General features: G+C 64.2%; 18 protein-coding genes and 1 pseudogene. 9 read left to right on the top strand and 10 right to left on the bottom strand.

The window, feature by feature from the left end:
* Window positions 1–90: 90 nt before the first annotated feature.
* Complete coding sequence (locus AB0J47_RS15450; RefSeq protein ID WP_364345708.1) at window positions 91–591, bottom strand: DUF3830 family protein; 501 nt, start codon at window positions 589–591, stop codon at window positions 91–93.
* Window positions 592–607: 16 nt separating this feature from the next.
* Window positions 608–1,855, bottom strand: coding sequence for an aminotransferase class III-fold pyridoxal phosphate-dependent enzyme (locus AB0J47_RS15445; protein ID WP_364345706.1), 1,248 nt, complete (start codon window positions 1,853–1,855; stop codon window positions 608–610).
* Window positions 1,856–1,978: 123 nt separating this feature from the next.
* On the opposite strand from AB0J47_RS15445, the gene AB0J47_RS15440 reads away from it, so the two are divergent.
* The 7 genes from AB0J47_RS15440 to AB0J47_RS15410 all read left to right on the top strand — a co-directional run bounded on the left by AB0J47_RS15440 (window position 1,979) and on the right by AB0J47_RS15410 (window position 8,500).
* Window positions 1,979–3,451 (top strand): NAD-dependent succinate-semialdehyde dehydrogenase, encoded by a 1,473-nt coding sequence (locus tag AB0J47_RS15440; protein ID WP_364345704.1) that lies wholly within the window; start codon window positions 1,979–1,981, stop codon window positions 3,449–3,451.
* Window positions 3,452–3,474: 23 nt separating this feature from the next.
* Window positions 3,475–4,584 carry a tartrate dehydrogenase gene (locus tag AB0J47_RS15435; RefSeq protein ID WP_364345735.1) on the top strand — a complete coding sequence of 370 codons (1,110 nt, stop codon included), beginning with the start codon at window positions 3,475–3,477 and terminating at the stop codon, window positions 4,582–4,584.
* A 98-nt stretch (window positions 4,585–4,682) separates the two neighbouring features.
* The gene (ehuB, locus tag AB0J47_RS15430; RefSeq protein WP_364345702.1) at window positions 4,683–5,570 is read left to right on the top strand and encodes an ectoine/hydroxyectoine ABC transporter substrate-binding protein EhuB; all 888 of its coding nucleotides are present in this window, start codon (window positions 4,683–4,685) and stop codon (window positions 5,568–5,570) included.
* 4 nt (window positions 5,571–5,574) lie between these two features.
* Window positions 5,575–6,300 carry an amino acid ABC transporter permease gene (locus AB0J47_RS15425; RefSeq protein WP_364345700.1) on the top strand — a complete coding sequence of 242 codons (726 nt, stop codon included), beginning with the start codon at window positions 5,575–5,577 and terminating at the stop codon, window positions 6,298–6,300.
* Window positions 6,300–6,968 carry an ectoine/hydroxyectoine ABC transporter permease subunit EhuD gene (gene ehuD / locus AB0J47_RS15420; protein WP_364345698.1) on the top strand — a complete coding sequence of 223 codons (669 nt, stop codon included), beginning with the start codon at window positions 6,300–6,302 and terminating at the stop codon, window positions 6,966–6,968. Before AB0J47_RS15425 ends, ehuD begins: the two co-directional genes overlap by 1 nt.
* A 4-nt stretch (window positions 6,969–6,972) precedes the next feature.
* Window positions 6,973–7,737 carry an ectoine/hydroxyectoine ABC transporter ATP-binding protein EhuA gene (gene ehuA, locus AB0J47_RS15415; RefSeq protein ID WP_364345733.1) on the top strand — a complete coding sequence of 255 codons (765 nt, stop codon included), beginning with the start codon at window positions 6,973–6,975 and terminating at the stop codon, window positions 7,735–7,737.
* Between the two features lie 25 nt (window positions 7,738–7,762).
* Window positions 7,763–8,500 carry a glutamine amidotransferase gene (locus AB0J47_RS15410; protein ID WP_364345696.1) on the top strand — a complete coding sequence of 246 codons (738 nt, stop codon included), beginning with the start codon at window positions 7,763–7,765 and terminating at the stop codon, window positions 8,498–8,500.
* A gap of 7 nt (window positions 8,501–8,507) precedes the next feature.
* Here the strand turns inward: AB0J47_RS15410 and AB0J47_RS15405 are convergent, their stop codons facing one another.
* The 3 genes from AB0J47_RS15405 to AB0J47_RS15395 all read right to left on the bottom strand — a co-directional run bounded on the left by AB0J47_RS15405 (window position 8,508) and on the right by AB0J47_RS15395 (window position 10,611).
* Window positions 8,508–9,395: an MHYT domain-containing protein gene (locus AB0J47_RS15405; protein ID WP_364345694.1), complete on the bottom strand. Its 888-nt coding sequence runs from the start codon at window positions 9,393–9,395 to the stop codon at window positions 8,508–8,510.
* Window positions 9,396–9,896: 501 nt separating this feature from the next.
* Window positions 9,897–10,229, bottom strand: coding sequence for a hypothetical protein (locus AB0J47_RS15400; RefSeq protein ID WP_364345692.1), 333 nt, complete (start codon window positions 10,227–10,229; stop codon window positions 9,897–9,899).
* Window position 10,230: 1 nt separating this feature from the next.
* The gene (locus tag AB0J47_RS15395) at window positions 10,231–10,611 is read right to left on the bottom strand and encodes a hypothetical protein (protein WP_364345690.1); all 381 of its coding nucleotides are present in this window, start codon (window positions 10,609–10,611) and stop codon (window positions 10,231–10,233) included.
* Between the two features lie 20 nt (window positions 10,612–10,631).
* Here AB0J47_RS15395 and AB0J47_RS15390 point away from each other — a divergent pair, with 20 nt between their 5' ends.
* Complete coding sequence (locus tag AB0J47_RS15390; protein WP_364345688.1) at window positions 10,632–11,471, top strand: recombinase family protein; 840 nt, start codon at window positions 10,632–10,634, stop codon at window positions 11,469–11,471.
* A gap of 34 nt (window positions 11,472–11,505) precedes the next feature.
* Window positions 11,506–12,126: a hypothetical protein gene (locus AB0J47_RS15385; RefSeq protein ID WP_364345686.1), complete on the top strand. Its 621-nt coding sequence runs from the start codon at window positions 11,506–11,508 to the stop codon at window positions 12,124–12,126.
* A gap of 158 nt (window positions 12,127–12,284) precedes the next feature.
* Here AB0J47_RS15385 and AB0J47_RS15380 read toward each other — a convergent pair whose 3' ends face one another.
* From AB0J47_RS15380 to AB0J47_RS15360, 5 genes and pseudogenes are all read right to left on the bottom strand, one after another.
* A complete protein-coding gene (locus AB0J47_RS15380) occupies window positions 12,285–13,088 on the bottom strand; it encodes a hypothetical protein (protein WP_364345684.1) in 804 nt (267 codons plus the stop codon).
* A gap of 206 nt (window positions 13,089–13,294) precedes the next feature.
* Window positions 13,295–13,717: a tyrosine-type recombinase/integrase gene (locus AB0J47_RS15375; RefSeq protein WP_364345731.1), complete on the bottom strand. Its 423-nt coding sequence runs from the start codon at window positions 13,715–13,717 to the stop codon at window positions 13,295–13,297.
* 92 nt (window positions 13,718–13,809) lie between these two features.
* On the bottom strand, window positions 13,810–14,859 hold the full coding sequence (locus AB0J47_RS15370) for an alpha/beta hydrolase family protein (protein ID WP_364345682.1): 1,050 nt from the start codon (window positions 14,857–14,859) through the stop codon (window positions 13,810–13,812).
* Window positions 14,860–15,051: 192 nt separating this feature from the next.
* A pseudogene (locus AB0J47_RS15365) lies at window positions 15,052–15,144 on the bottom strand (LysR family transcriptional regulator); the annotation flags it as partial.
* Between the two features lie 139 nt (window positions 15,145–15,283).
* The gene (locus tag AB0J47_RS15360) at window positions 15,284–16,942 is read right to left on the bottom strand and encodes a hypothetical protein (RefSeq protein ID WP_364345680.1); all 1,659 of its coding nucleotides are present in this window, start codon (window positions 16,940–16,942) and stop codon (window positions 15,284–15,286) included.
* Window positions 16,943–17,222 lie beyond the last annotated feature (280 nt).

The following is a 17,222-nucleotide window of genomic DNA, read 5'->3' as shown; positions in this document are numbered from 1 at the left end:
CGAAGCGCATGCGACGAAGTCGCGAGTCTCGACGGCTCGGACGCGAGACACCAGGGGGCCGCGAACACGCCGCGCCGCAGGCGCGGCAAATCAAACACTGCCGCGGGCAAACGCCAGGGTTTCGCCCTGGACGCCGTGCAGCCAGAGTGCGTTGCACGCCGTCGCGATATCGGTGAGGCCCTCTTCGATGGTGGCGAAGACATTGCCGGGCACCCAGCCCAGATCGCCATTGATAAGTAAGTTGTTGCGGCCGTAGAACAAAGCGAGGTCGGTAGCGCCCTGCTCATGGTGCGCCGCCGTACCGGGCTCGTAGCCGTAGGCCGGATTGCCGATCTCCCATGCTTCGAAATCGAACAGACACACATCACCCGGAATCGGGGTGACCGTCGGGTTCTCCCGATGTGGTGCCGCGGCGATCCGGGGCAGCAGCGTATAGACCTCGTTGCGGGCGTACTTGGCGTGGAATGCGTCGCCTTCCTGGGGCAGCGCATCCCACACCGCCGAGCAGGTCTGGGGTGCTTCGGCGTCGAGCAGTCGGGCTCGGCAGGTCACGCCCGCCTTGGTCAGTGTGATCGAGATATAGCGGGCCATGGGTTCTGCCTCCTGGTCACGCGGGGAGTTCGGCGAGCACGGTCGACCAGATCGCGAGTGCGTCGTCGATCTGGGTTTCGGTCACGATCAGCGGCGGGATCATCCGCACCACATTCATATACGCACCGCAGGTGAGCAGCAGCAGCCCCTTCTCGACCGCGAGCCGCTGCGCCGCGGCGGCCGTCGCCGTGTCGGGTTCGCCTGTGGCGGTGGTGAATTCGGTGCCGCAGAGCAATCCGAGTCCGCGCACATCGCCGATCGCCTTGGTGGCGCCCTCGCGCAGTCCGGTCAGCAGTTGCGCTCCGCGCGCGGCGGCGTTGTCCACCAACCCTTCCGATTGGATCACCTCGAGTGTGGCGACCGCCGCCGCGCACGCCACCGCATTGCCGCCGTAGGTGCCGCCCTGCGAGCCCGGCCAAGCCTTGGCCATCAGCTCGCGCGCAGCCGCGATTCCGGACAGCGGGAACCCACTGGCCAGGCCCTTCGCGATGGTGATGACATCGGGTCGGACGTCGAAGTGCTGATGTCCGAAAAACTTTCCGGTCCGGCCGAAGCCGGTCTGGATCTCGTCGAAGATGAGCAGAATGCCGTGCCGGTCCGCGCGTTCGCGCAGCCCGCGGAAGAACGTGGCATTGCCGGGGATGTAGCCGCCCTCGCCGAGCATCGGCTCGACCACGAATGCGGCGGTCTCGGCGGGGGAGGTGACGGTGGCGAACAGGTAATCGAGTTCGCGCAGCGCGAAGGCGGTGGCCTCGGCTTCGGTCCAGCCGTAGCGGAAGGCGGTGGGGAACGGCGCCACGTGCACACCGGACATCAGCGGGCTGAACCCGGCGGAGAAGCGGGTGCCCGAGGTCGTCATGGTCGCGGCCGCGACGGTGCGACCGTGGAAACCGCCTTGGAAGACAACGATATTCGGCCGTCCGGTGGCCTGGCGGGCCAGGCGCAGCGCGGCCTCGACCGCCTCGCTGCCGGAGTTGGCGAAGAACAGTGTGTCCAGACCTTCGGGCAGCACGGTGCCGAGTCGCTCGATGAGTTCGAGCAGCGGCCGGTGCATGACGGTGGTGTATTGGCCGTGGATCAGGCTGGCGACTTGTGCTTGGGCCGCGGCGACGACGTGCGGGTGGCAGTGGCCGGTGCTGGTGACGCCGATGCCCGCGGTGAAGTCGAGATAGCGGCGGCCGTCGGTGCCGTAGAGGTAGCAGCCCGATCCGTGGTCGACGGTGACCGGGGTGGCTTGTTTGAGAACGGGGGATAGCTCGGTCATGATCCGCCTCCCGGGCGCGTATCCGGTGGTTGTCTATTGTCGGATTGTTGACAATATGCATAACATGGGCACGGGGTTCGCAGCAATGGCCGAAGGCCGCGTCGGGAATGAAAAGGAGCCCACATGCTCACCGAAACCGCCCTGACCGCAGCCGAACGCGCCGCGATCGACACGGTTGCGACCGGACTGTTCATCGACGGCGGATGGCGCGCGACAGCCGCGACGTTTCAAGTCACCGATCCAGCGACCGGCCAGTTGCTGTGCGAGGTGGCCGATGCCGATTCGACCGACGGGCTGGACGCCCTTGCCGCGGCCGACCGGGCACAGGCGCAGTGGGCGCGAACGACGCCGAGACAGCGCAGTGACATCCTCATGGAAGCGCACCGGGCGCTGCTCGCCGATACCGAACGACTCGCGCTGATCATGACATTGGAAATGGGAAAGCCGCTGGCCGAGGCGCGCGGTGAAATCGCTTATGCGGCAGAGTTTTTTCGATGGTTCGCCGAAGAGGCTGTTCGGCTGGATGGCGGGTATATGCCGGCGCCGGCGGGTGGTTCGCGCTTCCTGGTGACCAGACAGCCGGTCGGTCCCAGCCTGCTCGTCACGCCATGGAACTTCCCGATGGCCATGGGGACCCGCAAGATTGGTCCGGCACTGGCCGCGGGATGCACCTGCATCGTGAAGCCCGCTGAGCAGACACCGCTTTCGATGCTGGCGCTGGCCGACATTCTGGATCGGGTCGGTGTTCCGGCGGGTGTCGTCAATGTGATCACCACATCCGATCCGGGGGCAGTGATGACGCCGATGATTCTGGACAACCGTTCACGCAAGCTGTCGTTCACCGGTTCGACCGCCGTCGGGAAGCTACTGCTCGAGCAGTGCGCGCGGACCGTGATGCGCACCTCGATGGAGCTCGGTGGCAATGCGCCGTTCATCGTATTCGACGACGCGGATCTCGATGAGGCCGTCGAGGGTGCGCTCGCGGCGAAGATGCGCAATATCGGGCAGGCGTGTACTGCCGCGAACCGAATCTTCGTGCAGCGCAGCATTGTTGACGAATTCGCGAATCGACTCGCGGACCGGCTGGCGGCGCTGCCGATGGGGCGCGGGACCGAGCCGGGAGTCGTAGTCGGTCCGCTGATCGACGCCGATGCGGTGGCTAAGGTGACCAGTCTGGTTGCCGATGCGGTCGGCCGCGGGGCCACCGTGCGCACCGGTGGCGCGGCACTGGAGGGGCTCGGAAACTTCTATTCCGCAACGGTATTGACCGATGTGCCCGATGACGCCGAGATGTGCCACACCGAAATCTTCGGACCGGTCGCGGCGATCGCGGCCTTCGATACCGAAGCCGAGGTCGTGGCGCGCGCGAATAACACGCCTTACGGATTGGTGGGCTATGTATTCACCGAAAATCTGCGGCGTGGACTGCGGGTGTGCGAGGCGCTGGAAACCGGCATGGTCGGTCTGAATCAGGGGGTAGTCTCCAATCCCGCCGCACCGTTCGGCGGCGTGAAAGAATCCGGGCTCGGCCGTGAGGGCGGACTCACCGGCATAGATGAATTCCTGGAGACCAAATACATCGGAGTGCGAATATGAGTACAGCATCGCGAAGCGATTCCATGTGGGGTGGCGCTCGGGCGACGGGTGGGCCCAACTATCGGATCGCTACCATTCCTGGTGACGGCATCGGGGTCGATGTCACCGCCGAGGCCGTTGCGGTACTCGATGCGGTGCTGCCCGGCATCGAATGGACCGAATTCGACTGGTCCTGTGAGAATTACCTGCGCACCGGAGCGATGATGCCCCCCGACGCATCTGGTCAGCTGGCCGGATTCGACGCGATCTTGCTCGGTGCGGTCGGCTTTCCCGGTGTGCCCGATCATATTTCGCTGTGGGGTTTGCTGATTCCGCTGCGTCGGGCCTTCGGTCAGTACGTGAATCTGCGCCCGGTCCGGCTGCTGCCCGGCACCGAATCGGCCTTGCGCGACCGCACCGCCGAAGACCTGGACATCCTGATCGTGCGGGAGAATTCCGAGGGCGAATACTCCGCGATCGGTGGCATGCACCATCCCGGCCGCACCGACGAATTCGTCCGGCAGGAATCGATCTTCACCCGGGTCGGCTGCGAACGGATCATCCGCTACGCCTTCGAACGTGCCCTCGAACGCGACGGCCGACTGTGCTCGGCGACCAAATCGAACGGGCTGCTGCACTCGATGCCGTACTGGGACAGCATCTTCGAGCGCGTTGCCGCGGAATATCCGCAGGTGCAGACGCGGCAGCTACATGTCGACGCGCTGGCCGCCGAAATCGTGCTGCATCCGGATCGGCTCGATGTGATCGTCGCATCGAATCTGTTCGGCGACATTCTGTCCGACCTCGCCGCCGCGGTAACCGGTGGACTCGGCCTGGCCCCATCAGGCAATATCAATCCCGAGCGCACGGCCCCGTCGATGTTCGAGGCGGTACACGGTAGTGCGCCCGATATCGCCGGAAAGGGCATTGCGAATCCGGTCGCGCAGATTCTCGCTGGAGCAATGCTGTTGGAGCACTTGGGCGAACGTGCCGCCGCCGCGGCGGTCGATCGCGCCGTCTGTGATGTCCTGCGCGAAGGTCGAATTCGCACACCTGATCTCGGTGGCACCGCGACGACCGGTGAGCTCGGCAGCGCCATTGCAAGCCGTGCGGCCGAATTGGTCGAGACCGGTTCGATATTCGCGCAACCATAGATCCGCATCGTCATGTGATCGCAAAGAATTCGGCAGGACGATCGCAAAGTTCCTCCGCAATCATGAGGCGACTCGCGTGTCTGCGGAAGGACGGGGTCATGAAGTTCGAATTCGGAGGTGCGCGCAAGCGATTGCGTCGCGCCATGGCCGCCACGATTGCCGCGGCCAGCCTCGTGGTGGTAGCGGGCTGTGGATTGGGCGGCGACGATGCCGCGGCGGTGACCTACGAGGATGCGAAATCCTCGGGCAAGATCAAGGTCGGTTTCGCCAATGAAGCGCCGTGGGCATTCCTCGGTGCGGACGGCCAGCTGACCGGATATGCGCCGACCGTCGCACGCGCGGTATTGAAACGCCTCGGCATCAATGAAGTCGAAGGCGTGGTCACCGATTTCGACGGACTGATCGACGGCGTCCGGGCCAAGAACTACGCATTCGTCGCGGCGGGGATGTTCATCAATCCGAAGCGATGTGAGAGCTCCGCATTCGCCACTCCCGACTACCAAGTCGGATCGTCATTCCTTGTGCCGGAAGGTAACCCGCGCAATATCAACCGCTTCGAGGACATCACCCGGGAGAACGTCCGGATCGCCACCCTGGGTGGTGCGGTCGAGAACGGCTACGCGCAGTCCTCGGGTGTGCCATCCCAACTCGTCGAGCCGATGGCCAAACAGGACGACATCCTGCGTGCGGTGCGCAACAAGGACGTCTACGGCGCGGCAATGCTCGATGTGACCGCCGCATGGCTGGTGAAGAATAATCCGGATGCCAAATTGGCGGTCGGCCCGTCCTTCCGCTTCGGCAATAAGCCCGACGTCGGCACCTTCAACTTCCGCATCGGCGACGACAAGTTCCGCGAGGACTTCAACCGCGAGCTGCGCGCACTGCACGAAAGCGGTGAATGGTTGAAGCTGGTGGAGCCGTTCGGCCTGACCAAGGCGAACGAGGCGGATCCGGCGGCCACGGCCGAGCAGTACTGCACGGCTTGACCTCGTGTCGTCGCATTTCTCGACTTACCTCGAGCGAGTACTCCAGGGTCTTCCCTTCACGCTGTGGGCGGCAGTCGGCGGCATCGCGCTGACCGTTGTACTGTCCTTTGCCGCCGGGATCGCCATGCTTTCGCCGTATCTGCCGGTGCGGTTGGTCACCCGCATCTATGTGGAGGGATTCCGGGGCAGCTCGGAGGTGGTGCAGCTGTTCTTCTTCGCGGTGGCGATACCGATCTTCTTCGGCGTATCGCTGGGTGCGACGGCGAAGGGGCTGCTGGTCATCGGCATCATCGTGCTCGGTCTCAACCACGGTGCCTACGGTGCCGAAATCGTCCGTGGTGCGATCGGATCGGTGCCGCAGTCGCAGGTCGAGGCCGCGATCGCATTGAATCTTTCACCAGCGCAACGCATGTGGCGGGTGGTCCTGCCGCAGGCGGTAGTGGAAATGCTGCCGTCGTTCAACAATCTGTTCATCCAACTCGTGAAAGCCACCGCGCTGCTGAGCTTTATCGCGGTGCCGGAGGTCTTCAAGAAGGCCGATGAATTGCGTGCGGTGCCGGCATTCTCTCGCGAACTCGGTCTCATCTACGGGATCCAGCTGGTCGTGTACCTGCTCATCGCGGTGGTGGTCACGGTGATCATGCGGGTGCTGGAGCTGTTGGCGGCTCGGCGGGTCGGGCGGCGACCGAAGCGATCGAGTATTCGACTCTCGGCACATGTGGGGGTCTGATGGAGAAATGGCGGTGGGACCGCTTCTTCGATGCCTTTCCGTTCATTTGGGACGGGCTGCTCGTCACGATCCAGTTCACCCTGCTGGGATCCGTGGTCGCCTATGTACTCGGTCTGATCTTCGCGGTGCTCCGACGGCTGCGGATTCCGGTGGTCGATCAACTGCTCTGGGCATTCATCGAATTCATTCGCAGTACACCGCTTCTGGTGCAGATTTTCTTCCTCTACTGGGTGCTGCGCCCGGATCTGCTCGGTGGGTTTTCCATCGACACCCAACGTCTGATCGTCGGTGTGACCGCACTCGGTGTGCACTATGCCTGCTACACCTCGGAGGTGTTCCGCGCGGGCATCGACGCGGTGCCCGCCGCGCAATGGGAGGCGGCCACGGCGTTGAATCTGCCGCGCACGCGCACCTGGGTCGATGTGATTCTGCCGCAGGCGGTGCCGCGGGTGCTGCCCGCGCTGGGCAATTACACGATCGCCATGTTCAAAGAGGTCCCGCTGTTGTCCTCGATCGTCATTCTCGACATGGTCTATCAAGTCAAAACCGAATACGCGGCCGATACCGGTGGCGCGGGCCCCGAGGCCTGGTTCGCGGCCGGTCTGACCTTCCTCGCGCTGAGCTATCCGTGCTCGACCCTGGTACGAAAGTTGGAACGACGTGTCTGAACCGATGATCCGGTTCACCGGTGTGGAAAAGCGCTACGGCGCGACAGTGTGTCTGGACGAACTCGATTTCGCCATTGCGCCAGGCGAATTCGTCACCTTGATCGGGCCGTCCGGTTCCGGTAAGACCACCATTCTGCGGCTGCTCATGGGACTGGAACGGATAGACGCGGGCACTATAGAGGTCGGCGCGGAGTTGTTCAGCCATCAGCGGCGCGGCGACAAACTGGTGCCCGCCGGTCCGGCGCACCTGCGCCGGATGCGGCGCAAGATCGGTATGGTCTTCCAGCAGTTCAATCTGTTCCCGAATATGACCGTACTGCGCAACGTCACCGAAGGCCCGATCCGTGGTCTCGGCCAGTCCAAGGACGCCGCCGAGGAGCGGGCGCGAAAGCTGCTCGAACTGGTCGGGCTCACCGACAAAATCGACGCCCGTCCCGCGCACCTGTCCGGCGGCCAGCAGCAGCGTGTCGCCATTGCCAGGGCGCTGGCCATGGAGCCGGAAGTGCTGCTGCTCGACGAGGTGACCTCGGCGCTCGACCCGGAGCTGGTGACCGGAGTACTGCATCTGCTGGCCGATATCGCGGCCGATACCGAGATCACGTTCCTTTGCGTCACCCACGAAATGCAGTTCGCCCGAAAGGTTTCCGATCGGGTAATGATGTTCGACGCCGGACGGGTGCTCGAGGACGGTGATCCGGAACAGATCTTCACCGACCCCCGGCACGATCGGACTCGTGAATTCTTACGTGCGGTCTTGGATGAAAACTGACCGCCGATCTTCCACAATCTGAAGCATGACCAAGCCGTGTCTAGTCCTGCAGTTGCGGCCGGAGCGACCCGCCGCAGATGACGAATACCGCGCCGTCCTGCGTATGGCCGACCTCGACGAGGATGACACGGTCCGGGTGCAGATGGACCAGGAATTCCCGGATATCGACCTCGACGATTACTCGGCGGTCATCGTCGGTGGCGGGCCGAGCAATGTCAGCAGTCCGGACGCGGAGAAATACGGATACCAGCGGACATTCGAACCCAAGCTGAAGAAGCTGATGACCGAGATCGTCGGCCGGGATTTCCCGTATCTGGGCGCCTGCTACGGATTGGGCATCCTCGCGGACGTACTCGGTGGCGAGGTGAGCGTTCAGCAATACGGTGAACCGGTCGGCGCACAGACCATCGATCTGACCGAGCCCGGCCGCGCGGATCCGCTGCTAGTGGGTATTCCGCGAACATTCCGAGCGTTCGTCGGCCATAAGGAAGCCTGTCAGGAGGTGCCGCCCGGTGCGGTGCTGCTGGCCGGATCGGCCGATTGCCCGGTGCAGATGATTCGCGTCGGTGAGCACGTGTACGCGACCCAATTCCATCCCGAATTGGACAGCGATGGACTGGCGTTGCGCATCGAGGTTTACCGGCACGCGGGCTATTTCGAACCGGATCAGGCCGAGGATCTGATCGAGCTCGGTCATCGGGAATCGATCACGGTGCCCAGCGTGATTCTGAGCCGATTCATCGCGCGGTACTGCCGCGGGTAGGGCCCGATTACCGATCGGAGTCGAGGCGATGGCGATTTCGGTATTCGGTCTGCGAGCTATTACGCAGCCCCCAGCTGGGGGATTCGTGGCGTACGTCGGTGATTACCGGCCAGGCTCCGGTTGTCGTCGCCGATGGTTCGCGGGGTTCGCGCCGGACGGACAGCGCTTCGCGGGTGCTGCGTTCGTCGATCTCGGCGAGTCCGACGACCACCATCAGCATCATGATGACCATCGTGACGGTCACGATCAGCGGTGTCACCAGTTGGAGCGGATCGATGCCGCCGCCGACCTGGTGGTCGGAATGGCTGGCGTGCATCGAGGTCATTCCGACGTAGTGCATTCCGCACACCGCGACACCCATGATCAGCGCTGCGCCTATGGTGGCGAACAGACCGCGGACATGCAGCATGAACCACAATGCGGCGGTGGCCGCGACCACCGCGATCACGACCGACACCGCTACCGTTTTGCGGTCGTATTCGACGTGGGCGGTGGTTTTCATCGCGTACATGCCCAGGTAATGCATGGCGGCCACGCCGATACCCGTGACCGCGCCGCCGATCGGCAGTGCCACGAGTTCGTTTCGACCGTGTACCACGATCGATAGCCCGACCCAGACGACCAAGATCGCGATGACCGCGCTGAGCAGTGTCATCGGGACGTCGTAGCGAATGGTGGCGCCGTGGATGGAGAACCCGAGCATGGCGGTGAAATGCATGACCCAAATGCCCGCGCCCCCGAGCGAGACGGCGGCGGTGGCGAGCCATCCAGCCGGCCAATCGGAGGACCGAGCGTGTACCACACAACGGAGGGCGAGCGCGGAGCCGATAAAGGACACGAGGTAGGCCATGACCGGGGTCAACCAGCCATGGCTGAAATGATCGAGTTCTAGCATGCGTACACCCCGGTCACCAGTCGTGCCGTTGCGGCTTGCTGGTCAGCAGGGGCGACCCGCTAACGGTCGGCGGCGGCCAGCTGCCTGTCGAGCGCAGTGACAGTAAACCAATGAACATCGGGCGGAACCTCACGATCTGCGGAAATTTACACTGGCATTTCCGCCAGCCGCTGACAATAGCCAGGTCGGGCGCTCATGGCCAGCTCCGGTCCCAGATTCACAGCTAACGGATAGTTTCCGACGGAGCAATCGGCCAGCGTTCAGTTCGGGGAGCCGGGCGCGCCCGTCAGACTGCCGCGCCGCGCGGTGGCAGCCTCGTGGGCGCTTCACACGGTCGAATCGACGTGTAGGAGCTCTGGTGCACCTCACCCGGGGTGAGCGCGTCGGGCGGCGCGAGCTGCTGCACCGCCGGGGCGCTGTCGAGCAAAACCGGCTGCACCGGCTCGCTTGTCAGGCGCAGCCGGGCCGCGATCTCATGCGCGACGAACCAACCGAGCCGGGCTACGGATTGCCGAGTTCCCGTAGCGCCTGTTCGGATGCCGAACCCGGCTCGGCGGCGAACAGATCGAGGCCACAGCACGACGGAGCGTCGGGCAGTGCGATGAGTTCGCCGTGCAGGGTCAGCTCGCCCACGACCGGGTGGTGCAACGCGTACGTCCGGTTGCGTACCTGCGCGACCGGGTGCTCGGCGCACATCCGTGCGAAGTCCGGGCTCAGCTCTTGCATGTTCTCGATGTGCGCCGTGAGTTCGGTGTGTCCGCGATAGCGTCCGAGCAGAACACGCAGATGCGCCACATGCGCGAGTGCCGCCTGATCCCAACCGGTTCCGAGCAATTCACGCAGGTGGGGGTTCGGTGAACAACAGGTGTGAGAGGGTGCGCCGCTCGTGGGGGAGTGCGGCGAAGTCGCCGAACACCGCGACTGCGAGTCGGTTCCACCCGATGATCTGGGTGTGACGACCGACCACCAACGCCGGTGTCATCACGAACGAATCCAGCAGATAACGCAGGCCCACCGGCATATCCGTCGATGAGGTTTCCTGCGCGCACGGTCGCGGACGTCGTGCGATCCGGTGCAGGTATGCCGATTCGTCCACGTCCAGGCGCAGCGCCGCGCTGATTGCTTGTAGGACCTCGTCCGACACGCTCTCACTCTTGCCCTGCTCCAGGCGCGTGTAGTGGGCGATACTCACTCCAGCGAGCTGTTCGCTATACATTCCTTCCGTAGCTTCGTGGCATGACTAGGACCACGTATACGGAACCGGCGTGGCTTGTGGAGGTCAATGCTGGGTTGGCGGCGGGGGTTGATCCTGCGGAGTGGGTGTACGGCTATGTCCGTATCTCCCGTGATGAGAAGGACCGTGCGGAGGGGGTGCAGTTGCAGGCCAAGAACGAGGTCGCCTACGCGGCCCGGAAGGGTCTGCGGTTGGCGCGGATTTTCTGTGACAACGATCTGTCCGGCGATGGCGCGGATCGTCCGGCGTTGCGGGCGGTGTTGACGTTAGTCGAACGCGGTCCGGCGAAGGTCGTGCTGGCGCGTGATGTGGCGCGGTTGACTCGTGATTACGACCTGGGCAACGAGTTGATGAAGCTGGGGCGTGATGAGGGGGTGCGGTATGCGTTCGTGAAGGACACCGGCTACGACCTGACCACGGGCACGGGCACGGGCCGGAAGAATTTCATGGTGAAGTTCGCCGAAGCGGCCGAGTATCGGGAAACCAACACCGAGAACCTTCTGGATCGGATGGGTGAGGAGGCCGCGAAGGGGGTGATGCAGGGCGGTTCGCGCCGGTTCGGGTATGGCAAAGTTGTTGGCACACACCCGATTACCGGTGCCAACATTTTGGATCGGTGTGCGTTACGGGCCGAAGAGGTCGCGGTGTTGGAGGAGGGCCGGGACCGGGTGATCAACGGCGAATCTCAGACTGCGATCGTCACCGATTGGAAGGCGCGGGGGATCACCACGTCCGGGGGTCGGCTGTGGCGGGTGGGCAAGCTGTCTCACCTGCTGTTGTTGGAAGGCGTATGTGGTCTACGACCTGGGCGAGCACAGGGATGCGACCGGTGCCCGGTGTGAGTGCTTGAACAACCCGGAAGGTAACGGGATTCGCGTGCACGCACGGACCGGTACCCGTCATCGTGCGCAGTGGCCGGGGATTTTCACCCGCACCGAGCACGACGCGATGCGGGCGGCGTTGACCGCGCATCGCCGGTTGAAGGCCCCGGATCGTCCCCGGCAGCGTAACGGCGAGTATTGGCTGACCGGGGCTGGCCGAGTGCGGCGGGAAATGGCCCGAAACCAGCGCGCGGGCGGGGCAGTATTGCGGCGCGTGGTGGGTTCACTGTTGGAGCGTGAACGCAAGAACGGCAACACCGTTGTGCAGCGCCGGTATGGGTGCCGGGCGAAGGATTCCGCTCGGGTGGCGTGTGGGTGCGGGCGGGTGTTCCGGGACGCGGGCGCGTTGGAGATGTACGTTGCACAGCAGGTGATCGCCGAGTACGAGAACCCGATCGATCGCGACGGAGCTTGTCGATGTTCGGAGTCGTCTGCACTGATGTTCGAAGTGCTCCGCACTGCGATGGTTCTGCGGCGAGTCCGTGCTGATGTCGCGCCGTTGCGAACGCCCTGCTCGGCTGCTGTTCCCGCACTGGTCCGGTGTCTGTGTCGTGTCGACGCACCGATGCTCGATCGCTGCGGGGTTCCGGCACCCAATCGGCTGCTGATGGCTTAACTTCACCACTCTAAACAGGCATTCGACATGACCAACCGACCCAATTCCCGGCTAGCCACCGAAGGCCAATCAGGTGGCGCGCGAAGTCACTTTGTGGCTCAGGCCAGCTTCAGGGCTCCGGGGCTGACAGCTTGGGGGTGGGGCAATCACCCCACTGGTTATTGACGCGCAGTATGTATTCCGAGGTAGTTGACGATGCTCGGTGCAGGATCGGCCAGATCGTCCACCCGCAGATACCGCAATGCTGCCGCTTCGCGGATATGCTTTGTGGCGTCTGTCAGCGGAGGGTTGGGCTGTCCGTCGACGACGCGTATCCCGGTACCGGGTACGTGTTCGATGTTGAACACATGGGAATCGCCAAGGTCGACGCGCCGCCCCGGAGGCCAGTCCACAATGACGATCCCGCGTGAACCGGGTTGCTGGAATGCCTCGTGCAGATGGCTCCGTTGGAGCACCGCAGTGAACCGTCGCGCCCAGGCAATCTCGGTAATACTGTGCGGGAACCCAGCCTCGAACGGGAATGGCACCTGCCCTGCCTCCACGTCGTATCCTCGCCGACGCAACTCGTACGCGGTCGACACGGCCACACAGTTGTTACTTCGTCGCGGATCGGCCGAGTCGAAATGGGGATTCACCCTGGTCAGGCAGTCGTCGATCTCTCGGTTGATCCGCTCGGACCGCGCCAGCCTCGGTGGGAACCATGCGAAGCCGTCTCCCTCTCGCCGGGACGAGTTGCCAGTCGATCCCCTGGGTTCTGCGTATGCAGCCAACTGCGTTCCCAGAGCGTGGTCCATGTCACCAAGCTCGCCCATCGTCCTCTGCAGCCGTCCACCCGTCTGCCGCATCACTCCCGCGAGGGCCGTCGCCCCATGGTCGACGAGTGCACGAGTGACGTCGTCGGCAGCGCGCCGAATAGCCACGATCAGCTCGTTGTTCACCTGCATAGCTGCCAGACCGTCCATAGAGAAAAACCAATCGGTCTTTTTTTCGAAGAAGACGTTCCGAGCGTTACAGCCGTTACGGGGTGCCGGTAAGGATCGTGTCACCAGCCGCAAACGGGATCAGAGCGGGATGTACTCGCGGAGTTTGCCTTTGACGTGGGGGCGCGGGTCGCCGAGTTGGGTAGACCTCAACGCCACAGCGGTGATCTGAGTTTCTCGCCGCCGAGCTACCGGCGCGAGCGGGTGTCGCGGCGGCGCCGCGCGGCGCGGATCTCGTCGTCGGCGATCTTGTCGGCGAGCAGGGTGTAGATCTGCGTGGTCTCGGTGGAGGCGTGACCGAGGCGTTTGCGCACCACCTCGATGGAGACCCCGGAATTGATCAGCTCCGTGGCGTGACTGTGACGCAGTTGATGGATTTCTATCGCCACACCTGTTGCAGTGCAGTACGACTGCCAGCGGTTGTGGGCCGCCGAGTAGGACAGCGGGCCGCCTTTGCCGTTGATGCTGGCACGGACCATCGGCCCGGACGTGTAGCCCGCCCGCGCCAGATACAGCTTCACCAGGGCGACGTAGCCGCGGTCGTCCAGCAGCACGGTGCGTACCGTGCCGCCTTTGCCATGCACGCGTACGTGCTCGTCGTCGTGGTCCAGGTGGTAGTCGGGAGATCCTCGTCTTTCGAATCGCTTCTTCTTTTACGGCTGGACGCTTCGTGCACCCCCGGGGCCGTCGGCAGGTCTTCGTGTCAGTTGCCGAGTGCGTGGGCGATGGTGGGCCAGGACCGGACCAGTTCGTCGGCCCAGTAGGGCCAGGAGTGGGTGCCGGTGGGCCGCAGGTTCACCGTCGCCGGGATCTCGAGTCGAGTGAGCCGGTCGGCGAGGGCCACAGCGCAGGCGAAGGCCCCAGCCTCGAGGGGGCCGCCGACAGTGATGGCTTCGGGCAAGTCGACTTGCCCGGGTGTGTCGTGCTCGCCGGGGACGCCGCTGCCGCTGGACAGGTAGATCGCGGTGCCGCGCAATGCTGCCGCGTGGGTCATGACGTCGTGGGCGAGCCAATCGGGATCATTCGGTGGGCCGAACATGTTGTCCGGGTCGCCGCCGTAGGTTTCTACGATCGCGCGAGCCTGGGCTTGGCCGGGCCCGGAGGCGAGGGTGTAGCAGCCGCTGTGCGCGGCCACCGCCCGGTACAGGCCCGGGTTGCGCACGGTGAGCATCATCGCGGCTTCGCCGCCCATCGACACGCCTTCGATGGCATTGCGTCCGTTGCCCTCGAACCGAGCGTCGATCAGTGGGGGCAGTTCGCGGGTGAGGAAGGTTTCCCATTTGTTGGTGCCCAGGATGGGGTCGCGGTGTTGCCAGTCGGTGTAGAGGTTGGCCGGTCCCCCGGTGGTCAGCACGACGTTGACGTTCTTGTCGGCGAAGAAATCCACGGCATGCCCGTGCTCGGTCCAACTGCTGGCGCTCTCGGGGGCACCGCGCCCGTCGAGAAGGTATAGGGCGGGTCGGGGCCGGCTGCGGTCGACGGGTAGCAGCACCTGCACCTGCACGACCCGGTTCATCGCCGGTGACCGCACGAACACCCGCAGCCACCGGTCGGTGATCGGCTCGATCCGGTCGATGACCGGCCGGGCGGGTAGACCAGTGTTCTCAGCGGGTGCTTGGTATCCGCCCGGCGGGCCGAGTTCCGGACCAGAGGTCGGCGGCTCCGCGGCAGCCGCCCCGGTCGCCAGAATAGCCAATCCCATGACCGCGGCAGCCGCACTGGCGGCCCGCCACGCCCGCAGCCGCTGCACCACAAGACGCCGCCATGTCGGCCACCCCGCACCATTGTCGCTGTCTTCGTCCGATTTGTTCCGTTTATCCCCTGGGTTGTTGTCAACGGTCCGCTGCGCGGACTTTCCGGAATTACAAGACACTCTCCGAGTAGAAACGATGAATCACCGTTTCCTGCATATGGGAAGGAACGTGTTCCTGGCCAGCAAAGAGGGACTCACCGGCGGTTGCGCGATATGCAGCCGCTCGGCCGCCCGCCCGAAATGCAACTCCTCGGCCATGGTCACGAAGTAGCGCAATTGGCGCAGCTCAACGGCTCATCCTCGATATAGCGATCCGGTCGACTCCATAAAACCAGCCGCCGCAGCCCCTACTCACACCACCCTGTGTGGACGGCTCATCGCGCCGAACCGTCCAGCAGGTACAAGCCACGCCACTGCGGTGCGCTCATATCGGTGGCAAAGCGGAGCGATCGGCAGCGTTGTTGTGTGGCTCCGGTGCGGCCGCGGGGGTATCGGCTGGGAGCGCAGGCGCCGGGCGTGCGGTGTTGGGTGCGAACACCGTGGGATCGGTGACCGGAGTGGGCTTGGGCTTCTTCGACCACGGGGTCCTTTTCGCTGTACCGGTTGCCGGATCGGTGGCGCGCTGTTTGCCACGGTTGCTCGCAGCCGATTTCGCGGCACCCTTTGCTTGTTTGCTCGACAGCCCGGAACGCTGCCATGGCGTCGACGGCGGACTACCCTGCCGCGAACTCTGCGCGGGCGAAGCGCTGGGCTGGCTATCGGTCGTGTTCGCGAAACTCTCCTCGACGGAGCCGAGTTCAGGGGATCGAATGTATCCGGGTGTGTCGGCGCTCGACTCGGCAGGTGGATGTTCGACGAAGCGGTTGTGCTGCGCAACGTTTTCCACAGAATGTGATGGGGCTTCCGACAGCTGCTGGATTGTCTCGCGCCAATTATGTGGCGCGTCGGCCGGTGTCGGGAGGGAACGGCTATCTGCGTGTGAAGGCGCTGGTGCCGCGCGGTCGAACACGGGATCGGCCGTGTTCACGGCGCCGGTATCGGTGCGCTCCTGCGCGGTGGACACAGTTGGACCGGCCGCAGGGGCAGCCGCTGGCTTCGGTGCGATGCTGGTACTGCTGTCCTCGGATGTCGCCGCTGCCTGGGAATCGCCGCCGCCCAGAGTGGTTCGGGAATCGGCACTGCCGGCTCCGCCCGGAGTGGCTCGTGTCGGCATCGGCCCGCTGCTTTCCCGCGCCGACTCGGCGGGAGTCGTTGGCGTGGAAGCCAGTTCACGGTCGGTGTCGGGATCCGATGATCTGCTCGGCGCACTACCGATGGCGTTCGTGCCGGGGCCGAGCAGATCATTGCGCCCGTTGGATGTGCTGAAATCCAGTGCGGCAACGTTATCGGCGAAGGTCACCGCATGCCGTAGCAGGTCATCGGCGTGATCATCGAGCACCTTGGCGTAAGCCAGCACCTCATCGGGCTCTATGTGCAGCGGTAGTGTCGACGAGCCGCCGGGCGGCACATCCAGTAGCTGACTCGCGGCGTCGTAGACGACGCCGTTGATCATGCGCTCGATGGTGTGCTCGAGCGGTTCGATAGCCTTGCCGATCACCTCAGTGGCGATATAGCCGATCAGCATCTGCTCCATCGCGGTGACCAATTTGGTCGCGGCCGCCCGGATGGCGGCGGTAAGCGCGGCCGATAAACCCATGGTGGGCACGGTGGCGGCCATGAGTGCCGTGTAACTCGCCGCCAGCCCAGCCAATCCGGCGAGTACAGCGACCTTCACCGCAGTGATCACCTCCGCCGTGACGTCCAGGACCTTCGCCACCACATGGCATGCCCGGTCCAGATCCGCCATATGCGATGCGCTCATCCGCGCCCACGTCGCGACCAGTTGCTCGTAGGAGTATCCCGAATAGACCGAGCCCATATCCTGGATCGTGTCGGTGGCCGACTCGTGCGTATCGCGCACGTTCGTGGCGAAATTTCGCACCTGAGTGGCCAATTCACGCACCTGATCCTCATCGATGTCCGGATACGGGACACCCATGACATTCAGGAACAGCGCCACCTCATGCGGTAATTCAATAGACACGCCGTGATCCACTGATCAGACCGACGCCGATCACCACAGCGCGATCATCTCCCACCGCTGGTGGTGTTCGACCGACACCACTGCTCACCACGGGACCTCGCAGATGCACCCGCACATTGCCTCCTGGGGAAGCGGCCTGTTCAACGACGTCACTCCATCGCACAGCATTCTCATTCTCGGGAATATCGACAGCGGTGGGCGAAAGTAAGATCCGCCTGTTCAATCGGCGACGGGCAGGATCTATCGGATCCTTGCTCATCATGACAGTGAGATCGGATGA

Origin of the sequence: Nocardia sp. NPDC049737 (assembly GCF_040674755.1) — a bacterium.
In the GTDB taxonomy this organism is placed as follows: domain Bacteria; phylum Actinomycetota; class Actinomycetes; order Mycobacteriales; family Mycobacteriaceae; genus Nocardia.
Note: the sequence above shows the minus strand (reverse complement) of the source record. Positions and strands in the feature narration are given on the sequence as shown.

Bases quoted from the DNA above. Each gene is read 5' to 3' on its own strand.
- AB0J47_RS15450 (WP_364345708.1), bottom strand. From the start codon at position 591: ATGGCCCGCTATATCTCGATCACACTGACCAAGGCGGGCGTGACCTGC.
- AB0J47_RS15445 (WP_364345706.1), bottom strand. From the start codon at position 1,855: ATGACCGAGCTATCCCCCGTTCTCAAACAAGCCACCCCGGTCACCGTC.
- AB0J47_RS15440 (WP_364345704.1), top strand. From the start codon at position 1,979: ATGCTCACCGAAACCGCCCTGACCGCAGCCGAACGCGCCGCGATCGAC.
- AB0J47_RS15435 (WP_364345735.1), top strand. From the start codon at position 3,475: ATGTGGGGTGGCGCTCGGGCGACGGGTGGGCCCAACTATCGGATCGCT.
- ehuB (WP_364345702.1), top strand. From the start codon at position 4,683: ATGAAGTTCGAATTCGGAGGTGCGCGCAAGCGATTGCGTCGCGCCATG.
- ehuD (WP_364345698.1), top strand. From the start codon at position 6,300: ATGGAGAAATGGCGGTGGGACCGCTTCTTCGATGCCTTTCCGTTCATT.
- ehuA (WP_364345733.1), top strand. From the start codon at position 6,973: ATGATCCGGTTCACCGGTGTGGAAAAGCGCTACGGCGCGACAGTGTGT.
- AB0J47_RS15410 (WP_364345696.1), top strand. From the start codon at position 7,763: ATGACCAAGCCGTGTCTAGTCCTGCAGTTGCGGCCGGAGCGACCCGCC.
- AB0J47_RS15405 (WP_364345694.1), bottom strand. From the start codon at position 9,395: ATGCTAGAACTCGATCATTTCAGCCATGGCTGGTTGACCCCGGTCATG.
- AB0J47_RS15395 (WP_364345690.1), bottom strand. From the start codon at position 10,611: ATGTATAGCGAACAGCTCGCTGGAGTGAGTATCGCCCACTACACGCGC.
- AB0J47_RS15390 (WP_364345688.1), top strand. From the start codon at position 10,632: ATGACTAGGACCACGTATACGGAACCGGCGTGGCTTGTGGAGGTCAAT.
- AB0J47_RS15380 (WP_364345684.1), bottom strand. From the start codon at position 13,088: ATGGACGGTCTGGCAGCTATGCAGGTGAACAACGAGCTGATCGTGGCT.